At 65.1% G+C, this 9,726-nt stretch carries 4 protein-coding genes; 1 reads left to right on the top strand and 3 read right to left on the bottom strand.

What is annotated here, in order from left to right:
* Nucleotides 1-210 precede the first annotated feature (210 nt).
* Both HNR46_RS17925 and HNR46_RS17920 read right to left on the bottom strand, forming a co-directional pair.
* The gene (locus HNR46_RS17925) at nucleotides 211-789 is read right to left on the bottom strand and encodes a hypothetical protein (protein ID WP_184021374.1); all 579 of its coding nucleotides are present in this window, start codon (nucleotides 787-789) and stop codon (nucleotides 211-213) included.
* Nucleotides 790-947: 158 nt separating this feature from the next.
* Complete coding sequence (locus HNR46_RS17920; RefSeq protein ID WP_221285263.1) at nucleotides 948-2,045, bottom strand: LacI family DNA-binding transcriptional regulator; 1,098 nt, start codon at nucleotides 2,043-2,045, stop codon at nucleotides 948-950.
* Nucleotides 2,046-2,146: 101 nt separating this feature from the next.
* Here HNR46_RS17920 and HNR46_RS17915 point away from each other — a divergent pair, with 101 nt between their 5' ends.
* Nucleotides 2,147-8,728 (top strand): LamG-like jellyroll fold domain-containing protein, encoded by a 6,582-nt coding sequence (locus HNR46_RS17915; RefSeq protein WP_184021370.1) that lies wholly within the window; start codon nucleotides 2,147-2,149, stop codon nucleotides 8,726-8,728.
* A 38-nt stretch (nucleotides 8,729-8,766) separates the two neighbouring features.
* On the opposite strand, the gene HNR46_RS17910 is transcribed toward HNR46_RS17915, so the two are convergent.
* A complete protein-coding gene (locus tag HNR46_RS17910; protein ID WP_184021368.1) occupies nucleotides 8,767-9,723 on the bottom strand; it encodes a family 43 glycosylhydrolase in 957 nt (318 codons plus the stop codon).
* Nucleotides 9,724-9,726 lie beyond the last annotated feature (3 nt).

Genomic DNA, 9,726 nt, shown 5'->3' with positions numbered 1-9,726 from the left:
TCCCGCGCAAGCGGGGCAGCCCACGAATAGCAGCATACAAAGCCGTAGGCGAACTGCTGATTCACACTGGATCAAAACGCCCTGTCTCATCCCGGCCCCCGACGCGTTGAACCGGACGCGAGCACCTCATCCCCTACGATGAAAATAGTAGAACTTTACCCATTGACAAAGAGGCAGCCATAGCAACGTCGAACTTGGCCTCGACCGCAGTCAACTCGGCAGCTCGCCCGACGATTGGTCCGCATCGTTTCTCCGCGTGACCGACTCCGCCGGTCTCAGCAACGTGCTACTTCCCGTCAGCGCCCAAGTCACCTCCCCGGCAGGGCTGTGGGTCGGGCAGGCCGATGTTTCCTCCGTGACCAGCACGGTCGCCGGCGGCCCAGGCAGCACCACTTCCCGCGCTTTCCCTCTGCGCTTCAACGTCCATATCGATGGCAGCGGCACCGCCCGCCTGCTGTCCCAGGACTTTGTCGGCGCCTCGCCGGAGGGAGCGATGGTGTAGGCGGCGACGCAGGCGGAATTAAGGAGGATGTTGCCGATGCCTACTCCCGTTCCGAGATCGAGGGTGGTGTTGCCACTGCCGGCGCCGTCGAAGATAGCGAAATCTCCGGTTCCCGGGACGACCAGCGGATTGAGAGACCAGTTGGCGCTGTTGGCCCAGGCATTGCCCGCGGACCCCAACCAAGAAGCGGTATCCGCTGCCGCGGGCTGCACACCATGGGCGATCGCCAAGGCACATGAAATGGGAAACCAACCATTGATCGATATGTTTGAAATCGGGCGGCTCATCGGTGTTGTTTGTTGGGTTTTGTCATGTCAGGCGCCCCCCCGAACCATTGGAGCGAACGGCGGAACCCATGCCGGTCAGGCAATCCGCCCGAGGCTGATGCGTTTGGGTTCGCGCCCCCGCCTCATCCGGGTATTTCCTCACCCCAGATGATTTACCTCTAAACGCTTCGGTCCGGCAGCGAAGCGCCATCGACCCAAGAGCCATCGACCAGGACTTGCCGCGGAATGACGGGGATGCCTCGCTCGTGGTTGGAAATCAGCGAATGCAGCAGCAGAGCTCCGACCCGCCCGATCTCCAGCGGTTGCTGATCGATCCCGGCCGGGATCTCGATGTCGGCGACGTTCGTCGCCGACACCGCCACATCTTCGGGGATACGCAGGGCTGCCCGCCGGATGATATCGGGCGCATTGGCAACGTCGGTGAAAACGGCGTCGATCCCATTTCCCGCCACCCACCGAGCGACCCGTTCCGCCCTGCCGGAGTTTGGCACCCGGGTGATCACGCAGATCGGGACCCGCTCATCTTCGCTGGAGAACCGCTGCGCCATCAGCACCCCCGCCTCGAAGTGGTGGCCGCCGCGACGCATCGTCTCGTCCTCATCGGTTAGAAAGCCGATCCGCCGGTAGCCGCGGCACTGGATCTCCGCGAAGGCCCGCATCGCATTGGCGACGTGGTCGGACGAGACGATGTGGCAGGCGGGTTCCTTGAGTGATCGCCCGAAGCGGATCACGGAATAGTTCTGCCACGGGAAATCTCCCCATGCCGGTTGGTCCCGCTGGGGCGGCAGCATGATGCCGCGAATGCCCCGCGCCGAGAGGATGCGGTCGAGGCGATCCGCAGCCAGATCATCCCCCAGGCGGAACTCCTCCAATTGGTAGCCGAGCTTTCGCGCGGCATTGAAAGCCCCCGTCCAATAGGCATCGAACTGACGGTAGGAACTAAGACGGTCCGGCGGTTGCCAAGCGTTGATCCACGCCATGCTGGCGATGATCGGCAGGGTCGAAGAGCGCCGCCGGTGATGGGCGAGTTCGGCCGCCGCGGGATTCGGCAGGTAGCCCATCCGTTCCGCCGCGGCCTGGATCTCCCGGCACCGCGCGGGGGAGATCTCCGGGCTGTTGCGCAGGCCCAAGCTGACGGTCGCGATGGATACGCCCAGCTCGCGAGCCACGTCGCGCTGGGTCACCCGTTTTTCTGGATCCGGATTGGTCACTGCAGTCCACCGCGCGACTCTGCGGGCGGCGATGATTGGTCTCAAATCTCCCGCCTTTCCAGCAAGCTTAAACGCATAAGTTTGACGAGGATTCCCCTCTCTCTCGATTTCTTGCTGTTTGATATGAACCAAAACCGTCCAAACCCATGAGTTTTCCTCCAAACCTTTCACGGTTCGGCGTCACGCGCTGGGCTGCCGCCGTTTTCGCTCTGGTGACACCCCTTGCGGCGCACCCGCTCAATTTCAACTCGACCGTCACCTACGGTTCCGCCGCGCCCTCCGGCGCTCCGGCGAGCATCTCGAACTGGACCGGCGCGGCCTATGACGCGGCCAATATCGGCGGCTCGGGTGTGAATTCCAACGGCGGCGCCAACAACGGGGCGGCCAACGACGCGAGCACCTACGTGGTGAGCAACCAGCCGCGCCAAGGGCAATCGTTCACTACAGGATCGAATCCCAACGGCTACCAGCTCAGCTCCGTCACCGCCCGGATGGCCGGCTACTCCAGCAACAATGCCAGCGGCTCGAACCAGGTCTATTGGGATCTCAACGCCAAGAACGGTCCGGTCATCGTCGAAATCGGCAAGGTCACCGGCGGCACCGCCTTCGCCACGGTAAGCAAACAGAACTTCATCATGGGCGGCACCGGGACGCCCGGCACCGGCAGCAGCGCCAACGGCGCGGGCACCTACATCACCTTCCATCTGCCCTACACCGTTTACCTCCAGCCGAACACCACCTACGGCTTCGATCTGACCATCGGCAACGGATCATCGAACTACTTCGAATGGCTCGGCCTGAGCACCAGTTTCGCCGCCGACCCCTACACCTCCGGCACCGCCTACAACCGCAGCGGGACCGCGCTGACCCCGCTGGCCGGCGACCGGGTGTTCCAGCTCGACCTGACCGCGCTCGCCTCGCCCGCGCCAGCGTTCGCCCACCCCGGCGCGCTGCACACCCAGGCCGACCTCGACCGCATGGCCGCCAAGGTCACCGCCAACGAAGAACCTTGGAAATCCAGCTATGAAACCCTCGCCGCCAGCCCCTGGGCCCAAACCGGATGGCCCGCCTACGACGTCGACTACATCGTGCGCGGATCATCCGGCAACAACTACACCCGCTCGCAGCAGGACGCCCAGGCAATCTACGAACTCGCCCTGCGCTGGAAACTCACCGGCGACACCGCCTACGCCGACCACGCCGTGCAGATCGCCAACGTCTGGTCCGGTCTGCTCGGCCTGCAGGGCGACACCAACCGTTCCCTCGCCGCCGGCATCTGCGGCTACCTTTTCGCCACCGGTGGTGAACTCCTCAGCACCTACCCCGGTTGGCCCGTGGCCGAAAAACAGGCCTACAAGGACATGATGATGCGGGTCTTCTACCCGGAGAACCTCGACTTCCTCTGGCGCCATCACGACACTCCCTTCACCAAGGGCGGCAACACCCATTACCGGCTCAACTGGGACACCGCCAACATGGCGTCGATGGCCGCCATCGGCATCCTCTGCGACAACCGCGCCGTCTATCAGCAAGCCGTCGATTTTTTCAAATTTGGCCCCGGCAACAGCCGCGTCGAACGCGCCGCCTGGTACACCTTCCCCGGCGGCCTCGCCCAGACCGAGGAGAGCGGACGCGACCAGGCCCACAACCTCGGCGGCTGGTATCAAATGGCCCTGCTCTGCCAGATGGCCTGGAACCAGGGCGACGACCTGTTCGGATACGACAACAACCGCGTGCTGCGCGCCTTCGAATACAACGCGAAATACAACTTAGGAAACGACGTCCCGTGGACCTTCCACCGCAACGCCTCGCTGACCTACACCGAGGGGCTCTGGGGTGCCGCGCGCGGACTCGCGCAATACTATCAGTCCGAGCTGGTTCACAACCACTACGCCAACATCAAGGGCATCGCCACGCCTTGGAGCAAGCTGGTCGTCGCCGCCACCCGTCCCGAGCCCCGTCCGGACCCCGGCATCCACCCGTCGCAAGTCGACTGGCTCGGCCTCGGCAGCCTCACCTTCGCCCGCGACCCCATCGCCGCCGGCACCGCCCCGAGCGGCCTCGTGGCAAACTGGAGCAAGGACCGGGTCGTCCTCAACTGGTGGGGTACCGCCACCGCGACCGGCTATGAGATCCGGCGTGCCACCAACCTCGCCGGCCCCTATACCACGCTCGGCACGGTCACCGGCCCGGATCTGAACTTCACGGACGCCTCGGTGGATAACGCCACCACCTATTACTACCTCGTCACCGCCAACACGCCCACCGGCGACCTCGACAGCGCCCCGCTGCGTGTCGCCCGTGAACTGGCCACCCACTTCACCTTCGAAGGCAACGCCGACGATGTCGTCGGCACCCGCGATGCGGCACCCAAGGGCAACACGGCACCCGGCTACACCACCGGCTTCGGCGGCGGCCAGGCGATGGCCTTCGACGGTGCCACACAATACGCCCAGCTCCCGGTCGGCTCCGGCAACTACCAGGACATCACGCTCGCCACCTGGGTGTTCTGGAGCGGCGGCGGCAACTGGCAGCGCATCTTCGACTTCGGCAGCGAGATCGAAAAAAACATGTTCCTGACGCCCTCCACCGGCGGCAACCTGCGTTTCAGCATCACCACCTCCCGCGGCACCGACGGTACCGGCGTTCTCAACGGCCCCATCCTCGCCACCAACCAGTGGGTCCACGTCGCGGTGACTCTCAACGGCGACACCGGCACCCTTTACGTCAATGGCAAGCCCGTGGACACGCAGGTCATCGACCAGGTCGATCCGCTCTTCGGCCAGCCCTTCTGTTATCTCGGCCGCAGCATGTATAACTCCGACCCGTATTTCAACGGCCGCATCGATGACTTCCGCATCTACAACCACGCGCTCTCCGGCAACGAGGTGTATTCCCTCTGGGGTCAAAGCGCCAACAACCCGCCGACCTTCACCTCCGACCCCATCGTCCTAGCTGACGCTCCCGAGAACAGCAACTATTCCCTTGCGGGGCAGTCCCTCGCCAGCCAGGCCACCGACGCCAATGGCGGCACGCTGACCTACAGCAAGCTCACCGGCCCCTCTTGGCTGACGGTCGCCTCCAACGGCGCGCTGGCGGGAACCCCGGCCAACGCCGACGTCGGCAACAACCTCTTCGTCGTCCGCGTGACCGACCCGGCCGGCGCCACCGACGATGCGAATCTCCACATCACGGTCACCAACACCAACGACCCGCCGGTCTGGTCCGTGAATCCAATCTCACGGGCGGATGTCACCCGCGACCAACCTTACATCAACCAGACGCTGGCCGGGCTCGCGAGCGACGTGGACGCCGGCGACACGCTCACGTTTTCAAAAGTCAACGGCCCGGCGTGGCTCACTGTCGCGGCCGATGGCGCGCTTTCCGGGACGCCCGGCGCGGGCGACGTGGGGGCGAACAGCTTCACCGTGCGGGTGACTGACAGCGCCAGCGCGTTTGCGGACGCCACGCTGAACATCGCCGTGCTGGGCCACGTGCTGCGCTCGCATTACGAGCTTGAGGACAATACCAACGACAGCATCGGCGCGTTCCACGGCACGGCGACCGGTTCCCCGGCCTACGGCGCGGGCCGCATCGGGCGCGGCATCGTGCTCGATGGCGCGGACGATTCCGTCTCGATTCCCGGCAACCCGGTGGAATGCCAGGACATCACCATCGCGGCCTGGGTCCGCTGGAATGGCGGCGGCAGTTTCCAGCGTGTCTTCGATTTCGGGAACAATACGAACCAGTATCTCTTCCTCTCGCCCAACACCGGCAGCGGCCTGCGTTTCGCCATCAAGAACGGCGGCGGCGAGCAGCAGCTCAACTCCGCCGCCGCCCTGCCAACGACCCAGTGGACCCACGTGGCGGTGACCCTCAGCGGCGACACCGGCACGCTCTACGTCAACGGCAGTTCCGTCGCAACGAACCCGGGAATGACGATCAATCCCGGCGACTTCAAGCCCGTGAACAACCTCATCGGCAGGTCGCAATTCACCGCCGATCCCTTGTTCAACGGAATGATTGACGATTTCCGCATCTACAACCACGCCCTCACGGCGGGCCAGGTTTCCGCGCTGGTGGCCATTCCACCGGCCGCGCCCCTGAACGTCGTCGCCACACCAAAATCCGGAAAGATCGACCTGTCGTGGAACGCCAGCCAGGGCGCGACGGGCTACACCGTCAAGCGCAGCCTCACCAGCGGCAGCGGCTACACCACGATTGCAAGCGGTCTCACCGGCACGAGCTATTCCGACAGCACCGTCACCGACGGAGTGACCTATTACTACGTCATCTCGGCCACCAACGCGCAGGGCGAAAGCCCCGACTCCACCGAGGTCAGCGCGGTGCCGTCCGACCTGCTCGTCTGGCTGAAGTTCAATGAAACCAGCGGCACCAGCGCCGCCGACTCCGCCGGCAACGGGATGAACGCCACGCTCGTCAATTCGCCGGGATGGACGAGCGGACTTTTCAATGGCGGGATCAACCTGCCGGCCACGTCCAGCCAGCACCTCACGCTGCCATCCGGCGTGGTCGCCGGGATCACGGACTTCACCATTTCCGGCTGGGTGAACGTGGCCAGCTTCAGCACCTGGCAGCGGATCTTCGACTTCGGCACGGGGACGACGAATTACATGTTCCTCGCCACGCAATACACCGGCACCGCGCCGAACAACGCGAAGTTCCGATTCGCCATCTGCACGCCCGCCGTGACCGAGCAGCAGCTCACCAGCACCATCCAGGTCAGCGCTAACAGCTGGGTGCACTATGCGGTGACACTCAGCGGCACCACCGGCAGGCTCTACATCAACGGCGCGCTGGCCGCGACCAACACCGGCATGACGCTCAAGCCGTCGAGCCTGGGATCGACGACGCAGAACTACCTCGGCCGCTCGCAGTTCCCCGATCCGTATCTCAACGCCCGGCTCGATGACTTCCGCATCCACACCCGCGCGCTCAGCACCGGGGAAATCGCCAGCGCGGCCGCACCGCAGCCCGCCGCGCCCGCCACACTCAGCGCCACGCCGGGCGACGGCGTCGTCCACCTGGACTGGAACGTGGCGAACTTCACGAGCAGCTACAACGTGAAGCGCGCCACCACCAGCGGCGGCCCCTTCACCACCATCGCGACGGGCCTCACCGGCACCAGCCATTCCGACACCACCGCCTCCAACGGCACGACCTACTTCTACGTCGTCACCGGCAGCAACACGCAGGGCGAGAGCGCGAACTCCCCGGAGGCCCACGCCACGCCCTATCAATCGCCGTTCCGGCCGTATGTCGCGGACTCGGGCACGCGGATCCTCTTCCAGTTCAACGAGGCACCCGGCGGATCGGTGACCGCCAACGCCGGCTCGCTCGGCAAGAACGCCTACAGCGTCAACCTCGCCACGGCCGTCTCCAATCCGCCCGTCGTCACCACCGTTATCGGCGGAACCACGGGCCATGCGGGCTTTGGAAATGCCGCCAGCTTCAGCACCACCGGCCACGTCATCGGCTGGGATGCCGGCAACAATGGCGCGTTCAACGCGGACGTGAGCGGAGCGAGCCTCAGCGCCGACGCCGTCGCCATGAGCACGCTGAACCTCGGCAGCGGCGGACAGTCGCCGTGGACGCTCGAGGCGATGGTTTCCAGCTCGCTGGCCACGCTCAACGCAACCCAGCAGATCATCTCCACCGACAGCAGCGCGGCCAGTCGCGGGTTTCAATTCCGCCTCAGCTCCGCGGGCGAGCTGCAGCTCAACTTCATCAACGGCACCAGCGGCGGCACCGCGGACATCAAGACCGCGGTTCCCACCAGCGGCCCGCACGCCTACGCGGCGAACACCTGGTTCCACGTCGCCGCCAGCTATGACGGATCGAACGTTCGGCTCTACTGGACGAAGGTGGATCCCTCCCTGACGGCGGCCAACCTGCTCAGCACCACCGCGGTTGGCGTCGGCACGGGTGTCGGCTCGATCAGCGGCCCGCTGTGCGTCGGAAACGAGAACCGCAACGTGGCCGGCGAGCTGTTCCAAGGGAAAATCGACGAGGTCCGCATCAGCAGCGTGGCTCGCGGCGCGGAGGATTTCTACTGGATCCCCGCGCCCGCCGCACCCTCCGACCTCACCGCGACGGGTGGCAACGGGCAGGTCTCGCTGTTCTGGTCCGCGTCACCCCATGCGGCCGGCTATCACGTGCGGCGGGCGACCGCCAGCGGCGGTCCGTACACGCTCATCGCGACCACGAGCCTTCCCGGTTACAGCGACAGCAGTGTGGCTAACGGAACGATGTATTGGTATGTCGTCAGCGCGATCAACAGCGTCGGCGGGAGTCCGGATTCCAACCAGGCGTCCGCCACGCCGCTCACCGCCATCCAGGCCTGGAGGCAGGCGAATTTCGGCACCATCGCCAACTCGGGCGACGCCGCGGACGATGCCGACTCCGACCACGACGGCAGGAGCAACAAGCTCGAATATGCCACCGGCGCGGACCCGACGGTTCCAGACGCGGGAAGTGTGGCCGCGCTTGGACAGACACCCGACGGCACGAGGCTGACGCTGACCTTCAACCGAATCGCCGACCCGGCCTTGACGTATGAAGTCGTGGCATCCGGCAGCCTGGTGACATGGGAGACCATCTGGAGCAGCACAGGCGTGGAAAACGTGGAGGGAGTCGTGGAAGTGACCGATTCCGTGCCGATCCCGGATCACCCGGCGCGATTCCTCAGGCTGAAGGTTTCGCCATGATCGCCCGTCACCCGCCGGACGAAGTGGCTACCCCCGGATCATCGCGGAGCACTCGCGATGCGGGTGACACCTGTTCCAACATCGATTTCCCACGGCCCGGGCATCCAGCCCTCGAACGGCTTCAAGGCCATCTCGCCGCCGCCGATCTGCAGCGGATACCAGAGGTAGCGGCTGTCGCTGAGTTCGTAGGGCCGCCAGACGTCGCCCATGTAGATGACGGTGGTCGTTTCGGAACCTACGACCTTGAGCAGGTAGGTGGACTGGGAACCGTAGGTAAGCGTTTCCGGCGGGGCGACATCGCGGAACTCGCTCCACGGGCCCTCCAGCTTTTCGGCGGTCGCGTACTGGTTCGCGTTCGGCCACCAGCCGGTGAGCAATGAGCCGAGGCAGTAGTAGAGGCCGTCGTATTTCACGATCGCACCGCCCTCGATCGGCGACTTGATGAAGGCCACGGATTCGGCGACGTCCAGGTAGTCGCCGGACAGTCGGGCGATGTGGAAACCGCCCTCCGGCCGGCATTCGAAAATCAGATAGGCCTGGCCGTCGTCGTCGATGAACTGCCCGATGTCGCGGCTTTCCTTCCCCAGCGGGCGGAAACTACGTAGCCACTCGTACTTCCCATCGATCGTGTCGCAGATCGCGACGCCGACCTCGGCCCGGCGGTAGCGCGACCAATGGCCGGGGACCTGGCCGTCGAGATGAAGGTACATCACGAACTTGCCCGTGGCCTTGCAGTGGAAGACCTTGGGCCGCTCGATCTGCCACAGGCCCTCGATATTCGCCGGGTTCCTGCCGTCGAAGACCTTGCCGCGGAACTCCCAGTTCATGAGGTCCTTGGAGGCGTAGCAGGCCACCGGGCAGGTGCCGGGTTCGTTGTCAGGCGAGCGGTCCTCGCCGAACCAGTAGAACGTCCCATCGACGTCGATAATGGCGCCGCCATGGGCCTGGATGTGTTGCCCGCGGTTGTCGGGCCAGATTTTCACGGGATCGATCATGGG

It is taken from the genome of Haloferula luteola (assembly GCF_014201715.1).
Classification (GTDB): Bacteria; Verrucomicrobiota; Verrucomicrobiia; order Verrucomicrobiales; family Akkermansiaceae; genus Haloferula; species Haloferula luteola.
This window is presented reverse-complemented; position numbering and strand designations above follow the sequence as displayed.